The following is a 19,238-nucleotide window of genomic DNA, read 5'->3' as shown; positions in this document are numbered from 1 at the left end:
ATGCCCATCATCGGATGCATTGCCGACGATTTCACCGGCGCCACGGACGTGGCGAGCATGCTGGTCAGTGCCGGCATGCGCACGCTGCAGACCATCGGCGTCCCCACGACGGCGCTGGACGATGACGTCGAGGCCGTGGTCGTCGCCCTCAAGTCGCGCACCCTGCCCGCCGACGAGGCCGTGGCGCAGTCTCTCGAGGCGTTGGCGTGGTTGCAGGCCCAGGGCTGTGAGCAGTTCTACTTCAAGTACTGCTCGACGTTCGACTCCACGCCCGCAGGCAACATCGGGCCGGTGACCGACGCGCTGATGACGGCACTGGACACCGACTTCACCGTGGCCTGCCCGGCACTGCCCGCCAACCAGCGCACCGTCTACAACGGCTACCTGTTCGCGGGGGGCGTGCCGCTCAACGAAAGCGGCATGCAGGATCATCCCCTGACGCCCATGACGGATGCCAATCTGGTGCGCGTTCTCGGCGCCCAGACGCACCAGCGGGTCGACCTGATCGACTACGCCACGCTCAGCGAGGGAGCTGAGGCCGTCGAGGCCCGCATCCAGACGCTGCGCGCGGCGGGCGTGGGCATCGCCATTTGCGACGCCATCGACACCCAGCATTTGCATACGCTGGCACGCGCCTGCCGTCATTTGCCCCTGGTGACCGCCGGCTCCGGGCTGGCCCTGGGTTTGCCCGCCAACCTGGCCGACCGATTGCCTGCGGCGGGACAAGCCGATGCATTACCCGCTATCGCCGGGCGAGAAGCGATCTTGAGCGGCAGCTGTTCGCGCGCCACCCTGGCGCAGCTCGAGCATGGCCGCGAGCACTATCCGAGCTATCACCTCGACGCCTTGGCCCTGGCCGATGATTTCGAAGGGGTCATCGCGGCGGCGCTCGCGCTGGCCGAAGAGCATCTCGACCGTGGCCCGGTACTGCTGTATGCCAGCGCCTCGCCGGAAGACGTGCGACGGGCGCAGGAGGCCCTTGGCGTCGCGGAAGCGGGGGCCCTGGTCGAACGCGCCATGGCCGAGATCGCCCAGTCCCTCGTCGAGCACCATGGCGTACGACGCTTGCTCGTGGCGGGAGGCGAAACCTCTGGCGCAGTGGTCAACGCGCTTGGGGTGCAAGGCTTGCGCATCGGCCCGAGCATCGACCCCGGCGTGCCCTGGACCACCACCTTTGGCACCCCGGCGCCGCTCGCCCTGACCCTCAAGTCGGGCAACTTCGGCGCCCAGGACTTCATGACCAAGGCATGGGGGATGTTGCCATGAGCCACATCAGCACCACGACCACCGAGAATCGCCTGCGCGAGGAGATCGCCGAAATCGGTCGCGCCTTCCGGCTACTGGGCATGGCGCCGGGCACCTCCGGCAACATCAGCGCCAAGCTCGATGACGGCTGGCTGATGACGCCGACCAACGCCAGCCTCGGCGCCCTCGATCCCGCCGCGATTTCCAAACTTGACTGGGACGGCAACCTGCTCGACGGCGCGCCACCGACCAAGGAGTCGTTCCTGCACCGCGCCTTCTACGATCAGCGTCCCGATACCGGCGGCATCATTCACCTGCATGCCACGCACTCGGCAGCGGTCTCGTGTCTCAACGGCCTCGATGAACGCTCCTGCCTGCCCCCCATCACACCGTATTTCGTCATGCGCGTGGGGCGCCTGCCGCTGATTCCTTACTATCGCCCCGGCGACCCCGCCCTCGGCGACGCGATACGCGAGCATGCCAAGACCCATGGCGCGGTGTTGCTGGCCAACCACGGCCCCGTGGTGGCGGGCAAGACCCTGGAAGCGGCACGCAACGCCATCGAGGAGCTGGAAGAAACCGCCAAACTGTATCTCCTGCTACGCCAGCACGACGTGCGCACCTTGGGCGAAGCGGAAATCGACGAGCTTCGTCAGGCCTTCGGCGCCCACTGGTAAGCATTTTCTGAAAGGAGTCTCCTCATGCCCCGCTTTGCCGCCAACCTGTCCATGATGTTCAACGAGGTGCCCTTCATGGAGCGCTTCGCCGAGGCCGCCGCCTGCGGCTTCGAAGGGGTCGAGTTTTTGTTCCCCTATGCGTTCGAGGCCGATGACATCGCCGCCGAGTTGAAGCGTCATGGCTTGCAGCAGGCGCTGTTCAACCTGCCGCCGGGCGACTGGGACGCCGGCGAGCGCGGCATCGCCGCCCTGCCGGGGCGCGAGGCGGAATTCCGCGACAGCGTCGAAACCGCGATTCGTTACGCCCGGGCGCTGAACTGCCCGCGTCTGCATGCCATGGCAGGGCTGGCCCCCGAGGGTGTTTCACGGGAAACATGGCGCGCGGTGTATCTGGACAACCTGCGCCATGCCGCCCGCCGCCTCGCCGAGCACGACCTCGAATTGCTGATCGAACCCATCAATACCCGCGACATGCCGGGGTACTGCCTCAACCATCAGGCCGAGGGACACGCCATCGTGGCCGAACTGGGCGAGCCCAACGTCAAGGTGCAGATGGATTTCTACCACACCCAGATCATGGACGGAGACCTCTGGACGACCTATCGTCGTCATCGCGCAGGGATCGGCCACCTTCAGATCGCCGGCGTGCCCGAGCGCCACGAACCCGATACCGGTGAAGTGAATTATCCGTGGCTTTTCCAGCAGTTGGACGCAGACGGGTTCGAGGGTTGGATCGGCTGTGAGTACAAGCCCCGTGCCGGCACGCGGGCGGGACTGGGATGGTTCGAGGCGTGGAAACGGCCAGCCGGCTAGAGGCCGAGACGCTGGCAGGCGCCGGCGTTGGCACGTGCGCCGGGGCCCGCCAGGACGCTCAGAACGCGTAGGTCAGCGTCGAGGTCACCCGTCGTGGTTCGCCATAGACACCGTAGGTGTCGAAATAGCTGTAGTACTTCTCATCGAATAGGTTCTTCACGTTGACCTGTAGCGCCAGCTGCGGCGTGAACTGGTAACGCCCGAAGACATTCGCGACCGCGTAGCTGCTCTGCTCGTAATCGCGGGTTCCGCCGCCGGGCGCGGCCTGATCGTCGATGAAGGTATCGCCCTGCCACCTGGCACCCCCGCCGATCGTCAGCTGACGCCACTGTGGTACGCGGTAGCTGGCGAACAGATTGGCCTGGGTACGTGGGCGGTCGGTGTTGAACGAGCCTTCCGCGGAGGTCGCCGTGTAGTGGGTAAAGCCGACCGTCATATCGAGATCGTCGGTCACCGCACCGGTCAGCTCGGCCTCGAAGCCTTCGCTGACCACATCGCTGACAGGCGTCGCGGTGGTGATGAGCGAGCCGGGCGTGCTGACGATATCGGCCACGTTATCCTGCTCGAGCCGGAACACCGAGAACGAGGCGTTGAGCAATCCATCGAACCAGGCGGCCTTGATGCCGGTCTCGTAGTTCTTGCCCACGAGGGGATCCAGATAGCCGTTACCGCCTGCCAGGCGATAGCTTTGGGGCTGGAAAATCTCGGTATAGCTCAAGTAGGTGGACCAGACATCGTTGAGGTCGTAGACCAGGCCGCCATACGGCGTGATGTCGTCTTCGTCCTGCGAATGGCTGCCCAGGCCGCTCGACCAGGTACTGCCATGCCAGTCGGTATAGCGAGCGCCGACGATCAGCGTCAGCGGATCGGCCAGCGAGAATCGCGCGACACCGTAGACGGCCTGCTGGCGAGTACTCGCGCTTTCCGATGCCGTGAAATCCGCCCATCCCGCGTTCGGTGCCGTGCCATCCCAGTGGTTGAAATCGCCAGGGGCAAAGCCGTCGATGAACGTATTCTCGTAGTCATTGCTCTGGTCGCTGTAGCTGCCGCCCACGACGAGCTCGTGCTCGCGACCGAACAGCGCGAACGGGCCCTTCGCGTAGCCGTCGACCGAATCCACCTCGCGCTCGCCTCGGTTCCAGCCGGTATAGAAGAATGGACCTTGTCCCGTCACGGGGTCGGGGGACGAGAAATAGGGCTCGTAGTAAGGTGCAGCCAGCTTGCCGTCCATGTCGGTCTCTTCGTGGGTCGCCGTGCCGCGCAGCTCCCAACCGTTGTCGAAGCGATGGTCGAGCTGGGCGAATACCTTCCTGGCTTCGAAATCGTAGTAGGACCAATCCGGGGCCACGCTGAACGAGCGGCTGTAATCCGTCTCGCTGCCATCGCTGTACCAGAGCGGCAATCCGCCCCAGGTCGGCGACGAGGCATGCGTGTTCTGGTAGTCGTAACCCACCGACAGGGTGGTGTGATCGGTCACGTCCGCATCGATCACCGCGTAGCCGAACTTCTCACGCTCGGCGTAGCGGTCCAGATAGGAGTCGCTGTCGTCGTAGCCGCCGACGAACCGCGCCCGCACATCGCCGGACGCCGTCAGCGGGGTGGTGACATCGACCACGCCACGTCGTTGGTCCCAACTGCCGAGCGTGCCGGACACCGACCCCGTCAGCTCGCGGCTATCCGCGTGCTTGCGCACGAAATTGACCGAGGCACCGGGGTTCCCCGCGCCCGTCATCAGGCCGTTGGCGCCGCGCACCACCTCGACCCGATCATAGATCGCCGTGTTCTGGGAGCCCTCGCCGAAGTACCAGCGACTGTCCGTGTTGAGCGTGGGAATGCCGTCGTATTGATAGCTGTTGATGCGAAAACCGCGCGAGTAGAACGACACGCGGTTGCTGTCGATGCGGCTGGCGGAGATGCCCGTGGTGTTGGCGAGGACCTCTTCGATGTCCTGCAGGTCCTGATCCTCGATGCGCTGCTCGGTGACGATGCTGAGCGACTGCGGCACCTCCTTGGGGCTCAGCTCGAAACGCGTGCCCGCCGCAGTGGTGCGGCGCGTATAGCCGACATTGTCATAGAGGTTCACGGCTGTGACCGTCACCGTCTCCAGCTCAGGTGCCTCATCGGACTGTGCCCATGCCGAGGAGAAGGGAAGCACTGAGACGGTGGAGAACAACGCGATCGGTAACGCGCGGCTGCGAAGAAAATGCGCGCGGACTTGGCCGCACGACTGGCCCGACTCGTACGGTCGACAGGAAGGTTTGTTCATTGTGTTCCCTTGAGGACGCGTCATGGGCGTCACTTTCATGAGGCATTTCCGAAGCGCGAAGTATGGAAACCCTCGACTCAAGAGTCAATGATTATGATAAATATTCGCATTGGCATCATTGGCGCCATCGATGCTGAAGACGCCATCGATGCTGAAAATGGTGCTTGCGGCAGTCGAGACCTCAGTCGTCGTCCTCAAGATCGTCACGCGCACGTTCGCGGCGCTCCTCGGCTTCCTCGCGGGCATCGTCGATCACCGCCATCAGCTCCATCACGTCGACGTCGAGGATATCAGGCTCGAAGTGTCCGGTGAGCGGGCTGTCCGGATGCAGCTCGCCGCTCTCGTAGAGCGCCCAGATCTCCTTGCCATAGTCGGTATTGAGCAGCGCCGGCTCGAAACGCCCGAACCAGTCGCGCATCTTGTCGACGTCACGCACCAGCAGCATCGGCGCGCTGTTGTTGCCCGCCGCATCGACCGCCTGGGGCAGGTCGATGATCACCGGGCCCTCGCGGTCGACCAGCACATTGAATTCGGAAAGATCGCCATGCACCAGCCCGGCGCACAACATGCGCACCACGTCGGCGATGACACGGTCGTGATAATCGCGCGCCTGTTGTGGGCTCAGCGCCACCTCGCTCAGGCGCGGGGCGACGCCGCCCTCGCCGTCGCCGATCAGGTCCATCAGCAGCACGCCGTCGACGAAGCCATGCGGCCGAGGCACGCGCACCCCCGCCGCGTCCAGCCGGTACAGGGCATCCACCTCGGCGCTGAGCCAGGCCGCTTCCTGCTCTTTCTGACCGTAGCGGGTCTTCTTGGCCATCGCCCGGGCACGCCGGCTGTTACGCTCCTTGCGGCCCTCCTGATACTGAACGGCCTGCTTGAAGCTGCGTTGACTGGCTTCCTTGAACACCTTGGCGCAACGCTGCTCTGCGCCACAGCGCACCACGTAGACCTGGGCTTCCTTGCCGCTCATCAACTGGCTGACGACCTCGTCGATCAGTCCATCTTCGAGCAGCGGTTGGAGTCGTTTGGGGACTTTCATATCACCTTTTCATAGTAGGCGCCGGTAATCGGGGCAAGCATCAGAAGCACCATCGGGAAATCAGCGAGTGACGCGGCGCGCCCGGAACGACCGCCCCTTGATCCGTCCATTGACGAGTTGATCGAGCGCAGCACGGGCCACCTCGCGCTCGACGGCGACGAAGGCACTGCGCTCGGTGATCTGGATCTTGCCGACCTGGTCGCCGGCGATACCGCCCTCGCCGGTCAAGGCGCCGAGAATGTCTCCCGGACGTACCTTCTGCTTCTTGCCGGCGCCGAGCTGCAACGTCGTCATCCGCGGCGTGAAGGGCTGCGGATTGCCGCGCAGCGTCGGCAGCGGTTCGCAGGCCAGCGGCTCGCCGAGGAAGTCGCCGAGCTTTTCGAGTCGATAGCGCTCACCCTCGGCGACCAGTGTACAGGCCACCCCGCGCCCACCGGCCCGGCCGGTACGCCCGATGCGATGTACGTGAACCTCGAGTTCGCGGGCGATCTGGTAATTGAACACCGCATCCAGCGCATCGATGTCCAGCCCGCGCGCCGCCACGTCGGTGGCGACCAGAACCGACACGCTCTTGTTGGCGAACATCGCCAAGATGCGGTCGCGGTCGGGCTGCTCAAGATCGCCATTGAGCGCCAGCGCGGAAAAGCCCGCCGCGTTCAGGGCCTCGGCGACCTGTTGCGTCTCGCGCTTGGTGTTGCAGAACACCACGCTGGACTCCGGGCGATGGCTGAGCAACAGCCGCTCCAGCGCCGGCAGGCGAGCCTCCTCGTCGGCGACCCGGAAGAAATGCTGACGGATGCTGGTGTCGTCATGCGTCGAGGCGACCTCCACGGCGAGCGGTTCACGCATCAGACGCTCGGCGACCGGCCGGATGCCCTCGCCGTAGGTGGCACTGAACAACAGCGTCTGACGCGAGGTCGGCGTCTGGCCGACGATCGTCTCGATCGCCGCCTGGAAGCCCATGTCGAGCATGCGATCGGCTTCGTCCAGCACCAGCGTGGTCAGCGCGCCGAGTGTCAGCGAGCCCTTGCGCAGGTGCTCCTCGATCCGCCCCGGCGTGCCCACCACCACATGCGCGCCATGTTCCAGCGAATCGCGCTGCGGCTTGAGCGGCGCCCCGCCGCATAGCGTCAGCACCTTGACGTTGCCCAGCCCGCGCGCCAGCCGACGTACCTCACCGGCGACCTGATCGGCCAGCTCGCGGGTCGGACACAACACCAGCGCCTGCACGCGAAACGTCTTGGTCTCGAGTCTTGAGAGCACCCCCAGGCCGAACGCCGCCGTCTTGCCCGAGCCGGTCTGGCCCTGACCGATCACGTCGCGCCCGGCAAGTATCGCCGGCAGGCTCTCGGCCTGGATCGGTGTCATCGCGTGATAACCCAACGAATCCAGGTTAGAGAGCAGTGCGGGCGCCAGCGGCAAGGTGGCGAAATCGGATGATGGCGAATCGGACACGGCGGCAAATCCTGTCGTGAAGCTGGCCACGCCATACGCGCGAATGGGTGGCGTGTGATAGCGGGGGCAATGGCCAAGGATGGAATGGCGGCAGGATAACAGAATCGCGCCAGTAGCGTGCGCACAAGCAAGTGATAGCGATCCAGAATCGAAGGGCACGGAACACCATTATTCAGAAACCGGCCAGCAAGCATGCGTTACCTGGCCCCCACTTTCGTCGCGCACCTTTGGTCGCATCACATACAGAAGTGTTTGTAATCGCCCGCTCTCGTTTCATCAATAACTCTTTAAGTATCAAAAACAAGAAATACATATATTAGATAGAATGCCAATTAAGCGCTTACGCTTCGCAGGCTCAATAAAGAACCAGCTCTCGGGAGCCTGCGATGCGTAACGCCAAGCTCAGCGTGATGGAGAAGATAGGTTTCGGCATGGGTGACGCCGGCAACAACATGACCTTTGCCGCCGTGGTCATGTATCTCTCCTACTTCTATACCGATGTCTACGGCATCTCGCCGGCCATCGTGGGTACCATCTTCATTTCCATGCGCTTCGTGGATGCCATCACCGATCCTCTCATGGGGGCGCTAGCCGACCGCACACGCAGCCGCTGGGGGCGATTCCGCCCCTACATCCTGCTTGTTCCCGTGCCCTTGGCCGCTTCCTGCGTGCTGATGTTCACCACCCCCGACTGGTCGGAGTCGGCCAAGATCGGCTACGCCTTCGCCACTTATTTCGCGATGTCGCTCCTCTACACGGCGGTGAACATTCCCTACTGCGCGCTGGGCGGTGTGATCACCGACGATCACCGTGAGCGAGTATCGTTTCAGTCCTGGCGCTTTATCCTCGTCGGCGTGGCCTACCTGATTCTCAACAGCAGCTTGATGCCGCTGGTCGAATTACTCGGCGGCGGCGATGAGACTCAGGGTTTTCAATACACCATGGCCATCATGTCCGTGATCGCGCTTGCGATGTTCGGCTTCTGCTTCGCCACGGTAAGAGAGCGTGTTCATCCGCCCCTACAAAAACAGGAAAAGCTGACGGCCACACTCAAGTCACTGGCCATGAATATCAAATGGCGCATCATCTTGGGCGTTACTTTCCTCCAAGCGCTGCAGTTCTTCCTCCGTCAGGGGGCTGCCATTTATTTCGCCACCTACGTGTTGGGCTTCGGCACCACCGGCATCTCCGTCTTCATTACCGCGGGGGCACTCGCCAGCATCGCCGGGACCGCGCTCTCGCCGCGGTTCAGTCAGCGCATCAGCAAACGCATCGTGTTTCAAGCAAGTACCGTGGCCTTGATCGCGTCCTCGTGCCTGCTGTTCTTCGTGCCTGGGCAGTGGGGCATCGTGGCGACGGTACTGTTCGTACTGGTCAGTTTCATGCACGGCATTGGCGCACCGATTTCCTGGGCATTGATGGCAGATGCCGAAGATTATGGCGAATGGAAAACCGGGCAGCGCAATACCGGGGTCTCCTTCGCGGGCAATCTCTTCTTTCTCAAAATGGGGCTAGCCGTTTCCGGCGGCATGATCGGCTTTCTGCTTTCCTGGGGCGGCTACCAGGCCAATGTCGATCAGCAGAGCGACACAGCGCTACTCGTCATCACGCTACTACTGACTCTGATTCCGGCGCTGGTCTGCCTGTTGATGTTCTGGGCCACATACCTATTCGGCCTGAATGACGATGATATGGACCAGGTTCGGGGCGCTCTCCAGACCCGTCGGCCTGAACAGGCTGCCTCCCCCTCGTCCCCGGGTGCGCCGTCTGCCGATGATCCGGCCTATACCTGATTTCAAACCTGTTTTCCCCGCTACAAGGAGCCTGACATGCATACTCGCGTCACCCTGCACCGCGACTTCGTCATCAGCGAGATCGACGAGCGCCTCTACGGCGCCTTCCTCGAGCACATGGGCCGGGCCATCTATAGCGGCATCTACGAACCCGGCCACCCCGAGGCGAACGACGACGGTTTCCGTCGCGACGTGCTGGACATGGTCAAGGAGCTCGCGCCGCCCATCGTGCGCTACCCGGGCGGCAACTTCGTCTCCGCCTACAACTGGGAAGATGGCATCGGCCCCCGCGATGAGCGCCCGGTACGCCTCGATCTAGCCTGGCACAGTCGCGAATCCAACCAAGTGGGCATTCACGAATTCGCCGACTGGTGCGAGCTGGCCGGCATCGACATGATGCTGGCGGTCAATCTCGGCTCGCGCGGTATCGACGCTGCCCGCAACTTCCTCGAATACGTCAACCATCCCGAGGGCAGCGCTTGGAGCGACCTGCGGATCCGCAACGGCCGCCAGGCACCCTGGAACGTCAAGCTGTGGTGCCTGGGTAACGAGATGGACGGCCCCTGGCAGGTCGGTCACAAGAACGCCGACGAATACGGCCACCTCGCCAACGAAACCGGCAAGGCGCTGAAGGCCTACGACAGCAGCCTCGAACTGGTCGCCTGCGGCTCCTCCAACCCTGACATGGCCAGCTACCCCGAGTGGGAAGCCACCGTGCTCGACCACTGCTACGAGACGGTCGACTACATCTCACTGCACATGTACTTCACCAACTACGCCGACGACCTGGGTAGCTACCTGGCGCTCAGCGAAAAGCTCGACCGTTACATCGGCTCGATCGCCGGCGTGATCGACTACATCAAGGCCAAGAAGCGCTCCACCAAAGACGTGCACATCTGCTTCGACGAGTGGAATGTCTGGTATCACAGCACCGAGCGCGACAAACGCATCCTGCAGGGCAACGACTGGCCCTTCGCACCGGCGATACTCGAGGACGCCTACAACGTCGAGGATGCGCTACTGATCGGCTGCGTGCTCAACACCTTCATTCGCCGCTCCGATCGCGTGCGCATCGCCTGCATCGCGCAGTTGGTCAACGTCATCGCACCGATCATGACCGAAAGTGGCGGCAGCGCCTGGCGTCAGACAATCTTCTACCCGCTGTATTTCGCTTCCCGCTTTGGCCGTGGCAAGGCCCTGCGACTGGCCGTCGACAGCCCGACCTATCCAGTGAATGAACTCGGTGACGTCCCCTATCTGGATGTTTCAGCCGTGCACGACGAAGCCCAGGGCACCATCGCCCTGTTCATCGTCAACCGTCATCCCAGCGATTCGCTCGAGTTCGATGTCGACCTGGGCGGCTTCACATCCTGCCGGCTCATAGAGCATCAAAGCATCGACTATCCCGACATGAAAGCGGCCAATACCGCCGAGCGGCCCGGCCATATTCAGCCCACGCCCGGCCAAGGGCTCACCGTCGACGGCTCCGCGCTCAAGGGCGCGCTCACACCGTTGAGTTATCACATGGTGCGGCTGGAAGTGGCCGAGTGAGATATCCGCTCCCCAAGCCCTACTGCAGACACATTAAGATGGAAGAGCATAAACAAAAGGAGATTGTTGACATTCACACCTATACTGTGCTTATCCACTGACGAAATGCCAATCATGGGATCACTGTGAGGCATAAGGCTAATCGCCAGACTGGTCGTATTCCTCTCCCCCGCCCGGGGCTGCCTTTGGTGTGTGCCCCGTGGCATACGTAACGGTGGTTGCTATGAGCCAGTTTTCACAGACCCAACTAAAGGAGTTCAAGACCAATGTCGCGGGAAGCGTGATTCTCCCCGACGATCCGCAATACGACGAAGTTCGCCAAATCTGGAATGCCATGATTGATCGCAGGCCTTCCATGATTGTCCGCTGCACTTCAGCTGCAGATGTGGTCCATTCCTTACGCTTCATTCACCAGCACGACTTGTCCTTCTCCATACGCGGCGGCGGTCACAACATCGCAGGCAACGCTGTCTGCGATGCTGGACTGATGATCGACCTCTCACTGATGAAGGAGGTGAATATCGACCCAGAGCGTCAACACGGATCCGTCGAGCCAGGCTGTACCCTCGCCGATTTCGACGCCGCCGCCCAAGCGTACGGCCTCGCCACACCGTTAGGCATCAACTCCACCACGGGAGTGGCCGGTCTAACTCTGGGCGGGGGCTTCGGTTGGCTCAGCCGAAAGTACGGCATGACCATAGATAACCTACTCTCTATGGAGGTGATTACAGCCGATGGTCAAGAATTACACGCCAGTGAATCGGAAAACGCCGACCTTTTCTGGGGACTGCGCGGCGGAGGCGGTAATTTTGGTATCGTGACCCGTTTCGAGTACCAACTGCATCCGGTGGGACCCAACGTACTATGCGGTCTTATCGTTTTCCCCTTCGACCAAGCGAAAGCGGTCATCACACAGTTTGCCCGTTTCACCGAAACGATGCCGGACGAACTCAACGTGTGGATGATCACTCGCCAGGCCCCTCCCTTGCCCTTTCTGCCTGAGGAAGTCCACGGCAAAGAGATCGTCGCCCTCGCCATGTGCTACGCCGGCGATCCCGCCGAAGGCGAGACACACATCGCGCCGCTGCGCGAATTCGGCACCGCCTACGGCGAGCACATTGGTATACAGCCATATACCGACTGGCAACAGGCTTTCGACCCACTGTTGACCCCAGGTGCCCGCAACTACTGGAAAACACATAATTTCTCGACCCTCGACGAAGGGCCGATCGATGCCATCATCGAATACGCCAGTGCATTACCGTCTTCGCAATGCGAGATATTCATCGCCACGATCGGAGGCCAGACACGCCGAGCACTTCCCGAAGCAATGGCCTACTCAAACCGTGATGCCAACTACGTATTGAACGTGCATGCGCGATGGGAAACGGCCGCCGAGGACGCACACTGCATTGCCTGGGCACGTGAATTCTTTGCTCGCTCACAACCCTTCGCCAGCAGTGGCGCCTATATCAACTTCCTGACCGGGGATGAGAGCGATCGCGTCGCTTTCGCCTACGGTACGAGCTACGAGCGATTGGCAAAGCTCAAGAAGAAGTTCGATCCGGCAAACATTTTCCGTGTCAACCAGAACATCCGTCCGGCCTAAATGCCCTTATGCCCAAACCATGAGGGTTGTCATCATCCCGAACTGAGGGACTCAAACGGCATCTGTATTGCCACGCCTATTCAGGAGGGGGAATAGAGAAAAGAAAAAGCCCGCGAGATGACTCGCGGGCTTTTAGATATTCTTGGCCCGCCCTGAAGGATTCGAACCTTCGACCTTTGCCTCCGGAGGGCAACGCTCTATCCAGCTGAGCTAAGGGCGGAACGCGGCATATCCTACTGTGTCAGGGCAGGTGTTGTCCACCGCGAACACCCGCCTCGTGCTTGGCGAGAATGCCCCGGGCACGGCTGACGACTGGCGCATCGACCATCTGGCCCGCGACGCTGAACGCGCCTGCCTGATGGTTCGCACCGTCGACCACTTGTCTGGCCCAGTCGACGTCGGCCTCGCTGGGCGAAAACGCTTGGTTGACCACGGGCAATTGCTGGGGGTGAATGCATAGCATGCCGGCGAAACCCATCTCTTTGGCGTGAACGGCCGTTCGCGCCACGGCATCCGTGTCGTCGATGGCCGGATGCGGGCTTTCGAGCGGTGCGGCCAGGCCCGCCGCGCGCGAGTGGACCACCAGTTGGTAGCGTCCCTGGTCGAGCATTTGGCGCGCGCCCGGCGTCTCGGGTGTGAGTCCCAGCTCGGTGATCAGATCCAGGGCCCCGAAACTCAGCCGCTCGACGCCGGCCATGCCCGCCAGGCCGGGCAACGCCAGCAGCCCTGTCGCGGTTTCGATCTGCAGCCATAACGGTTTGCCGCAGGCGGCGGCCTGCTCCAGCGCTGGGACGGCTTCGGCCTTGGGTACGAGCAGGTGCGTGACGGCCATATGACGCGCGCACAGCGCCAGGTCGAGCGCATGATGCGGGGAATCGGGTGCGTTCACGCGCACCACGAGCGAGGCCTGCGGATTGTCCGCCAGAAAGGCCGCCAGGGCATCCCGGGCCGCGGTCTTGTCACCGTCGGCCACGGCATCTTCCAGATCGACGATCACGGCATCCGCCGGGCTGGCCAAGGCCTTGGCGATGCGGTCCGGCCGAGTGGCCGGGACGAACAGTAGCGAGCGCAGGGCGTGCGGGTTCATAAAAGGCTCCGTCGAATGACGCGGTGGGCATTAAGGCAATGGCGCGCTATCCCAGCAACGAGCGCAGACCGGCGATGGCGTCCTTGCCGCGCGCCTGCTTCTTCTCGGGGTCTTCCTTGTCGGCGCGACCCTCCCATTCGAGATCGTCGGGCGGGAGTTCCTCGAGGAAGCGACTGGGCGTGCAGTCCAGCAGCTCGCCGTAGGCCTTGCGCTGGCGAGCCAGGGTCAGCGTCAGCGTACGCCGCGCCCGGGTGATGCCGACGTAGGCGAGGCGCCGCTCCTCCTCGATGGTGCCGGCTTCGATCGCATTGCGGTGCGGCAGCAGTTCTTCTTCCAGTCCCATCAGGTAGACGTGCGGGAACTCCAGCCCCTTCGAGGCATGCATGGTGAGCAACTGCACCCGGTCGGAGTCGTCCTCCTCGGCCTGCTGCTCGAGGATATCGCGCAGCACTAAGCGTGATATCGCCGACTGTACGTCATCGGTCTCCTCGGATGCATCGCCATCTTCGTCATCGCGATGCATCGACTTTTCGAGCTGGTCGACCAGCGTCCACACATTGGCCATGCGCCGCTCGGCGATGGTCGGGGCGCTGGCGTTCTGGAACAGCCAGGCCTCGTAATCCATCTCGCGCAGCATGTCGCGAATCGCCGCGATGGCATCGCCTTGATCCATGCGCCGGCGCACGCCGTCGATGAAGTGCGTGAAGCGCGACAGGCGCTCCACCGCACGCGTGGGCAGCACCTGTTCGAGGCCGATTTCGTGGCACGCGGCGAACAACGAGATACTGCGCTCAGTGGCGTAGTTGGCGAGCTTCTCCAGCGTCCCCGGGCCGATTTCCCGACGCGGCACGTTGACGATGCGCAGGAAGGCGTTGTCGTCGCCGGGATTGATCAACAGGCGCAGGTACGCCATGGCGTCCTTGATTTCATTGCGCGAGAAGAACGACGTGCCGCCAGAGAGCTTGTAGGGAATCTGGTAATGCTGAAGCTTGAGCTCCAATAACCGCGCCTGGAAGTTGCCCCGGTAAAGGACCGCGAAATCGCGCCATTCGGCACGTTCCTTGATGCGCCGGGTGAGGATCTCGCTGGCCACGCGCTCGGCCTCGGCCTCTTCGTGGCGGTTGACGATGACACGAATGGCATCGCCCTGGCCCATCTCCGACCACAAGGTCTTCTCGTAGACGTGGGGATTGTTGCCGATCAGGGTATTGGCCGCGCGCAGAATGGTACCGGTGGAGCGGTAGTTCTGTTCGAGCTTGATGACGTTCAGGCGCGGGAAGTCCTCGCCCAAGGTGACCAGGTTCTCGGGGCGCGCGCCACGCCAGGCGTAGATCGACTGGTCGTCGTCGCCGACCACGGTGAAGGTGGCGCGCTCGGCCATCAGCAGCTTGACCAGCTGATACTGGCTAACGTTGGTGTCCTGATACTCGTCGACCAACATGTACTGAATCTTGCGCTGCCAGCGGGCCAAGGCGTCGGGATTATCGCGCAGCAGCACCACCGGCAGCAGGATCAGGTCGTCGAAGTCGACCGCGTTGTAGGCCTTGAGATGCCGGCTATAGGCTTCGTACACCCGCGCCGCGTATTGGGTGTCTTCATCCGCGGCGTGCGAGATCGCCTGCCCCGGCAGCACCAGATCGTTCTTCCACTGGGAAATCTGCCCCTGCACCGCGTTGATCTGCTCAGCGTCGGTATCCGCTTCCTTCTGCATCAAGTCGCGCAGCAGTGCCTTGGCGTCCTCGGGGTCGAACAGCGAGAAGCCCGGCTTGTAGCCCAGCGTCTTCAGCTCGCCGCGAATGATGTTGAGTCCCAGGGTATGGAAGGTCGAGACCGTCAGGCCGTGGCCCTCGCGCCCTTGGAGCATCTCCCCCACGCGCTCCTTCATCTCGCGCGCCGCCTTGTTAGTGAAGGTCACCGCCGCGATCTTGCGCGCGCTCATCCCGCATTCCTGGATCAGGTAGGCGATCTTGGTGGTGATCACGCTGGTCTTGCCGGACCCGGCGCCGGCCAGCACCAGGCAAGGGCCGTCGATATAGCGCGCGGCTTCCTGCTGACGGGGGTTGAGCTTGGCGAGGCGTTGGCGAATCGAGGGCGTAGTGCTCATGACGTGGGTGCCATACTCGTATCGGCGATCCCCGCCCCGGCGAACTCGAGCTGGCGCCAGGCTTCGAAGACCAGGATCGCGCAGGCGTTGGACAGGTTCAGGCTGCGGCTGTCGGGCAGCATGGGAATGCGCAGCCGCTGCGCCGGCGGCAAGGCATCGAGCATGGTCTGTGGAAGCCCGCGGGTCTCGGGGCCGAAGACCAGGGCATCGCCTTCCCGGTAGGCGACCTCGTGATAGCCGGTGCGGCCGCGCGTGGACACCGCCAGCACGCGCGCCGGCTGTACGCTTTCGTGGAAAGCGTTCCAGTCGGCGTGTACCTTGACCCTCGCCCACTCATGGTAGTCGAGGCCCGCGCGTCGCAGACGCTTGTCGTCGAGCGCGAAGCCCAATGGCTCGATCAGATGCAGGCGGAAGCCGGTATTGGCGCACAAACGGATGAGATTGCCCGTGTTGGGCGGAATTTCGGGCTCAAAGAGTACGATATCGAGCATGAGGATCACTGTGCCATGGCGGCGATGAGCCCCCATGATACGCAATCGGCGCCCCGAATGGGACGCCGATCATTGCTTTCTACAGCGCCCGGCGCCGTCAGAAGCCGACGCTGACGCCGACTACCGGTCCACTGTCGAGGGTATGCTCACCGCTCTCGTCGAAGTCGGTGCGATAATAACGATAGCCGCCATAGAGATAAGTCTGCGAGACGACATTGACTCGCGCCTGGGCGCCGTACTCATAGCTCTTCTCGATGTCGCCATGGCTCAGGCCATCCGGCGTATAAAAGCCGTAGCCGCCCACCGAGGTCAGCGGAATCGGCGTATCGACGTAGGCCGAGCCGCCGAGACCGACGCCGCCACCGTCGCCGAAGTGCGTATCCTGGTATTGATAGCGCGCGCCCACCGAGAGGTCGACCAGCGGCAGATACGGCGAGAACATCAACGATCCGGAGTAGGTATCGGCGTCATGACCGCTATCGTCCGAGGTGAAGTAGCCGACACTGGCGCGCAGGGTCGGGAAGATGCTCTGGCTCGCCTCGACCCCCTGTGAGTCGGCGCCCGCATTGGCAGAAACGCTGAGCGCCATGGCCTGCTGGCTGGCCAGCAGGAGGCCGGCGGAAGTGAGCGCGAAACCGAGTGACTTGATCATGGGGGACTCCCGCAAAAGATGGTGAACACTGCCACCACTATGGCATAATCGCATCAGTTTAGAAACGCCGTTTTCAAACCTTATCCGTCGAGCCGCACGCCGTAACGATCACGATACGCACGAATGGCCTCGGCATGGGGCTTGAGGTCGTTGCCGGCATGGGTTTCGAGATAGGTCAGCACCTGGTCGAGCGTGACGATACTCACGACCGGCATAGCGTAGCGTGCCTCGACCTCCTGAATAGCGCTGCGGCGCTGAGCGCCCTCTTCGGCCTGGCCGCATTCCTGACGATCGAGGGCTATGACCACGCCCGCCGCCTGGGCATCGGCGGCATCGATCAACTCCATGACCTCGCGGATCGCGGTACCCGCAGTGATAACGTCGTCGATGATCAGCACCCGCCCGGCAAGCGCGGCGCCGACGATGTTGCCACCTTCGCCGTGAGCCTTGGCTTCCTTGCGGTTGAACGCGAACGGCAAGTCGCGGTCATGATGATCGGCCAGTGCCACGGCCGTGGTCGCCGCCAGCGGGATGCCCTTGTAGGCAGGGCCGAACAGCACGTCCGCCTCGAGCCCGCTATGCGCGATGGCCTGCGCATAGAAGCGGCCCAGACGCGCCAGGGCGCGGCCGCTCTTGAATAGACCGGCGTTGAAGAAATAGGGGCTGACCCGCCCAGACTTGAGGGTGAATTCACCGAATTTGAGCACACCTTCTTCGATGGCGAATTCGATGAACTCCTGCTGATATGATTGCAGTTGCGCGGTCACGCCGGACTCCCTATCACCCTGATCGCTATTACACATTTACCTAAACGTCGAAAGCTCAGGTATCATACACGCGCGACGAAAAAGGGACCATGTATGAAAATCGCCAGCATCAATGTCAACGGAATCCGCGAAGCGGTCGGGAGGGGGTTTCTCGACTGGCTGGCCAACCAAGACGCCGACGTCATCTGCGTCCAGAATCTCAAGGCCAAAAGCTTCGAACTCGACGACAGCATTCTTTTCCCCGAGGGATACGAAGGCTATTTCCTGGATGCCGAGGAAGACGGTTTCTCGGGTGTAGGACTCTATTGCCGCAAGATTCCCAAGGCCATCATGTACGGGCTGGGCTTTCCCCAGTGCGATAACGAAGCGCGCTTCCTGCAGGCCGATTACGATCGCTTCAGCATCGCCAGCTTCCTGATGCCCGACGGTAGCGACATGGAGGCTAAGCAGTCCTTCATGAATCAGTACCAGGAATATCTCAGCAAGATGGTGAAAAAACGCCGCGAGTACATCATCTGCGGCACCTGGCACATCGCGCACAAGACCATCGATCTCGCCAACTGGGCCGACAACCAGACCACCCCCGGGTTTCGCCCCGAAGAGCGCGCGTGGATGGACCAGGTCTTCGGGCCGATGGGCTATATCGACACCTTCCGCGAAATCAATCGCGATGCCAGCCAGTACACCTGGTGGCCCCAGCTCGATCAGGACGTGCCTCGCATGCGTCAGGAAGGCTGGCGTCTCGACTATCAGATCGTCGGCCCCGAATTCCGCCGCCACGTGGTGGATGCCTGGATCGACCGCGACGCGACCTTCTCCGAATTCGCGCCGCTCATCGTCGAGTACGATCTCGACCTGTAACGTCGCCGGTCCCGCGCAAACGACGACGCCGGCCTTAGGCCGGCGTCGTGCGTTCTTGGCGTATGCTATCGTCCGCGATCAGTCGCGAAAGCCCAGCGCCTCGCGCTGATGGGCGAACAGCTGACTTCCGGCGCCTTCGGCCAGATCGAGCATCGCATTGAGCTCCTGACGAGTGAACGTCGCCGTCTCGGCGGTGCCCTGCACCTCGATCAAGCCGCCATCCTCGGCCATGACCACGTTCATGTCGGTGCCTGCCGTGCTGTCCTCGGGATAGTCGAGATCGACCACTGGCTGGCCCTTGAAGATACCCACCGACACCGAGCTCACAAGCTGCTTGAAGGGATCTTTCTTGATCAGCTTCTCGCGTTGCAAGTGATGGATCGCGTCCACCAACGCCACGCAGCCGCCGGTGATCGAGGCCGTGCGTGTGCCGCCATCGGCTTGGATCACGTCGCAATCCACGGTGATCGTGAATTCGCCGAGTTTCTTGAGATCCACCACGGTGCGCAGCGAACGGCCGATCAAACGCTGGATTTCCAGCGTGCGACCGCCTTGCTTGCCCCGCGTGGCTTCACGTCCGCCACGGGTGTGGGTCGCGCGCGGCAGCATGCCGTATTCCGCCGTGACCCACCCCTGATGCTTACCGCGCAGCCAACGCGGCACGCCGGCTTCGACGCTGGCATTGCACAGCACCTTGGTATCACCGAAGCTCACCAAAACGGAACCTTCTGCATGGCGCGTATAGCCCCGCTCGAGCGTAATCTCACGGGGTTGATCGGGCTGTCGTCCACTCGGGCGCATACCACCTCTCTGCATCGTCGATCG

At 62.6% G+C, this 19,238-nt stretch carries 16 protein-coding genes and 1 tRNA gene; 7 read left to right on the top strand and 10 right to left on the bottom strand.

The window, feature by feature from the left end; genetic code table 11:
* Genes otnK through otnI form a run of 3 tightly spaced genes read left to right on the top strand, consistent with a single transcriptional unit; the run spans window position 1 to window position 2,735 of the window.
* Window positions 1-1,266: a 3-oxo-tetronate kinase gene (otnK, locus tag KZO83_RS12235; RefSeq protein ID WP_336296580.1), complete on the top strand. Its 1,266-nt coding sequence runs from the start codon at window positions 1-3 to the stop codon at window positions 1,264-1,266.
* Complete coding sequence (gene otnC / locus KZO83_RS12230) at window positions 1,263-1,922, top strand: 3-oxo-tetronate 4-phosphate decarboxylase (protein ID WP_246894362.1); 660 nt, start codon at window positions 1,263-1,265, stop codon at window positions 1,920-1,922. The genes otnK and otnC overlap by 4 nt, the downstream gene beginning before the upstream one ends.
* Before the next feature lie 24 nt (window positions 1,923-1,946).
* Window positions 1,947-2,735, top strand: a complete 789-nt coding sequence (gene otnI / locus KZO83_RS12225; protein WP_247621014.1) for a 2-oxo-tetronate isomerase — start codon at window positions 1,947-1,949, stop codon at window positions 2,733-2,735.
* A 58-nt stretch (window positions 2,736-2,793) separates the two neighbouring features.
* On the opposite strand, the gene fhuE is transcribed toward otnI, so the two are convergent.
* The 3 genes from fhuE to dbpA form a co-directional block, all read right to left on the bottom strand.
* A complete protein-coding gene (gene fhuE / locus KZO83_RS12220) occupies window positions 2,794-5,001 on the bottom strand; it encodes a ferric-rhodotorulic acid/ferric-coprogen receptor FhuE (RefSeq protein ID WP_247621013.1) in 2,208 nt (735 codons plus the stop codon).
* Between the two features lie 181 nt (window positions 5,002-5,182).
* Window positions 5,183-6,043, bottom strand: coding sequence for a PA4780 family RIO1-like protein kinase (locus tag KZO83_RS12215; protein ID WP_247621012.1), 861 nt, complete (start codon window positions 6,041-6,043; stop codon window positions 5,183-5,185).
* 60 nt (window positions 6,044-6,103) lie between these two features.
* Window positions 6,104-7,498 (bottom strand): ATP-dependent RNA helicase DbpA, encoded by a 1,395-nt coding sequence (gene dbpA / locus KZO83_RS12210; protein ID WP_247621011.1) that lies wholly within the window; start codon window positions 7,496-7,498, stop codon window positions 6,104-6,106.
* 386 nt (window positions 7,499-7,884) lie between these two features.
* On the opposite strand from dbpA, the gene KZO83_RS12205 reads away from it, so the two are divergent.
* The 3 genes from KZO83_RS12205 (at window position 7,885) to KZO83_RS12195 (ending at window position 12,451) form a co-directional block, all read left to right on the top strand.
* Complete coding sequence (locus KZO83_RS12205) at window positions 7,885-9,291, top strand: MFS transporter (protein WP_247621010.1); 1,407 nt, start codon at window positions 7,885-7,887, stop codon at window positions 9,289-9,291.
* Window positions 9,292-9,327: 36 nt separating this feature from the next.
* The gene (gene arfA / locus KZO83_RS12200) at window positions 9,328-10,842 is read left to right on the top strand and encodes an arabinosylfuranosidase ArfA (RefSeq protein WP_247621009.1); all 1,515 of its coding nucleotides are present in this window, start codon (window positions 9,328-9,330) and stop codon (window positions 10,840-10,842) included.
* 223 nt (window positions 10,843-11,065) lie between these two features.
* Window positions 11,066-12,451 carry an FAD-binding oxidoreductase gene (locus tag KZO83_RS12195; RefSeq protein WP_247621008.1) on the top strand — a complete coding sequence of 462 codons (1,386 nt, stop codon included), beginning with the start codon at window positions 11,066-11,068 and terminating at the stop codon, window positions 12,449-12,451.
* A 143-nt stretch (window positions 12,452-12,594) separates the two neighbouring features.
* On the opposite strand, the gene KZO83_RS12190 is transcribed toward KZO83_RS12195, so the two are convergent.
* The 6 genes from KZO83_RS12190 to pyrE form a co-directional block, all read right to left on the bottom strand.
* A tRNA-Arg gene (locus KZO83_RS12190) sits at window positions 12,595-12,671 on the bottom strand.
* Window positions 12,672-12,692: 21 nt separating this feature from the next.
* Entirely contained in the window at window positions 12,693-13,538 is an 846-nt protein-coding gene (locus KZO83_RS12185; protein ID WP_247621007.1) for an HpcH/HpaI aldolase/citrate lyase family protein, read from the bottom strand.
* Between the two features lie 46 nt (window positions 13,539-13,584).
* Window positions 13,585-15,642, bottom strand: coding sequence for a DNA helicase Rep (rep, locus tag KZO83_RS12180; protein WP_247621006.1), 2,058 nt, complete (start codon window positions 15,640-15,642; stop codon window positions 13,585-13,587).
* On the bottom strand, window positions 15,639-16,133 hold the full coding sequence (gene trmL, locus KZO83_RS12175) for a tRNA (uridine(34)/cytosine(34)/5-carboxymethylaminomethyluridine(34)-2'-O)-methyltransferase TrmL (protein ID WP_247621005.1): 495 nt from the start codon (window positions 16,131-16,133) through the stop codon (window positions 15,639-15,641). The genes rep and trmL overlap by 4 nt, the downstream gene beginning before the upstream one ends.
* 97 nt (window positions 16,134-16,230) lie before the next feature.
* The gene (locus KZO83_RS12170) at window positions 16,231-16,785 is read right to left on the bottom strand and encodes a YfaZ family outer membrane protein (protein WP_247621004.1); all 555 of its coding nucleotides are present in this window, start codon (window positions 16,783-16,785) and stop codon (window positions 16,231-16,233) included.
* Between the two features lie 80 nt (window positions 16,786-16,865).
* Window positions 16,866-17,588, bottom strand: coding sequence for an orotate phosphoribosyltransferase (gene pyrE / locus KZO83_RS12165; RefSeq protein WP_248287599.1), 723 nt, complete (start codon window positions 17,586-17,588; stop codon window positions 16,866-16,868).
* Between the two features lie 57 nt (window positions 17,589-17,645).
* On the opposite strand from pyrE, the gene KZO83_RS12160 reads away from it, so the two are divergent.
* Entirely contained in the window at window positions 17,646-18,413 is a 768-nt protein-coding gene (locus KZO83_RS12160) for an exodeoxyribonuclease III (protein WP_247621002.1), read from the top strand.
* Between the two features lie 78 nt (window positions 18,414-18,491).
* Here KZO83_RS12160 and rph read toward each other — a convergent pair whose 3' ends face one another.
* A complete protein-coding gene (gene rph / locus KZO83_RS12155; RefSeq protein ID WP_246972158.1) occupies window positions 18,492-19,214 on the bottom strand; it encodes a ribonuclease PH in 723 nt (240 codons plus the stop codon).
* Window positions 19,215-19,238 lie beyond the last annotated feature (24 nt).

Source organism: Chromohalobacter moromii, assembly GCF_023091865.1.
Lineage (GTDB): Bacteria > Pseudomonadota > Gammaproteobacteria > Pseudomonadales > Halomonadaceae > Chromohalobacter > Chromohalobacter moromii.
This window is presented reverse-complemented; position numbering and strand designations above follow the sequence as displayed.

Bases quoted from the DNA above. Each gene is read 5' to 3' on its own strand.
- otnK (WP_336296580.1), top strand. From the start codon at position 1: ATGCCCATCATCGGATGCATTGCCGACGATTTCACCGGCGCCACGGAC.
- otnC (WP_246894362.1), top strand. From the start codon at position 1,263: ATGAGCCACATCAGCACCACGACCACCGAGAATCGCCTGCGCGAGGAG.
- otnI (WP_247621014.1), top strand. From the start codon at position 1,947: ATGCCCCGCTTTGCCGCCAACCTGTCCATGATGTTCAACGAGGTGCCC.
- fhuE (WP_247621013.1), bottom strand. From the start codon at position 5,001: ATGAACAAACCTTCCTGTCGACCGTACGAGTCGGGCCAGTCGTGCGGC.
- KZO83_RS12215 (WP_247621012.1), bottom strand. From the start codon at position 6,043: ATGAAAGTCCCCAAACGACTCCAACCGCTGCTCGAAGATGGACTGATC.
- KZO83_RS12205 (WP_247621010.1), top strand. From the start codon at position 7,885: ATGCGTAACGCCAAGCTCAGCGTGATGGAGAAGATAGGTTTCGGCATG.
- arfA (WP_247621009.1), top strand. From the start codon at position 9,328: ATGCATACTCGCGTCACCCTGCACCGCGACTTCGTCATCAGCGAGATC.
- KZO83_RS12195 (WP_247621008.1), top strand. From the start codon at position 11,066: ATGAGCCAGTTTTCACAGACCCAACTAAAGGAGTTCAAGACCAATGTC.
- KZO83_RS12185 (WP_247621007.1), bottom strand. From the start codon at position 13,538: ATGAACCCGCACGCCCTGCGCTCGCTACTGTTCGTCCCGGCCACTCGG.
- rep (WP_247621006.1), bottom strand. From the start codon at position 15,642: ATGAGCACTACGCCCTCGATTCGCCAACGCCTCGCCAAGCTCAACCCC.
- trmL (WP_247621005.1), bottom strand. From the start codon at position 16,133: ATGCTCGATATCGTACTCTTTGAGCCCGAAATTCCGCCCAACACGGGC.
- KZO83_RS12170 (WP_247621004.1), bottom strand. From the start codon at position 16,785: ATGATCAAGTCACTCGGTTTCGCGCTCACTTCCGCCGGCCTCCTGCTG.
- pyrE (WP_248287599.1), bottom strand. From the start codon at position 17,588: ATGTGTAATAGCGATCAGGGTGATAGGGAGTCCGGCGTGACCGCGCAA.
- KZO83_RS12160 (WP_247621002.1), top strand. From the start codon at position 17,646: ATGAAAATCGCCAGCATCAATGTCAACGGAATCCGCGAAGCGGTCGGG.
- rph (WP_246972158.1), bottom strand. From the start codon at position 19,214: ATGCGCCCGAGTGGACGACAGCCCGATCAACCCCGTGAGATTACGCTC.